The sequence below is a fragment of the Tamlana crocina genome, from assembly GCF_012037625.1.
Genome location: NZ_JAAVJS010000129.1, coordinates 1 through 534, shown reverse-complemented (window position 1 = coordinate 534; position 534 = coordinate 1). Strand labels below are relative to the sequence as shown.

Annotated in this window: 1 protein-coding gene; it reads left to right on the top strand. The window is 44.4% G+C overall.

Annotated features, from left to right (window positions below; translation table 11 throughout):
* The coding region (locus HC176_RS15955) for a reverse transcriptase domain-containing protein (RefSeq protein WP_245234922.1) at positions 1-534 on the top strand (534 nt) is incomplete at both ends.

The following is a 534-nucleotide window of genomic DNA, read 5'->3' as shown; positions in this document are numbered from 1 at the left end:
GTTTTTGATAAGTGGATAGAGAAGTACCACCCCGAAGTAAAGTTTGAGAGGTATGCCGATGATATCATCATCCATTGCCAAAACTTCAAACAAGCCCTGCGGACACTGGAAGCGATAAAAGCCCGACTTAAGGAGTGTAAACTTCAAATAAAAGACGGCAAGAGCAATATCGTGTATTGCAAGCGCAACCAGAAGAAGCACCCGCCATTTAAGGTGGAATATGTGACCTTTGATTTCTTAGGCTTCACATTCAAACCAAGAATGGTCAAAGGCTACTTTGGGAACTTTCATTTGGGTTTTACCCCGTCCATCAGTCGCAAGAGACAGAAGCGCATCAACCAGACTTTGTTCAAGATGAAACTACACCGTATGGTTCATCTGCGGCTGCCCGATTTGGCAGCCATTATAGCAGACAAACTACGGGGCTGGATTCATTATTATGGCAAGGTGCGGATGAGTGAACTACATTACGTGTTCCGATTTCTGAACAAACGACTGGCAAAATGGGTACGCAATAAATATCGGAGGTTCAGG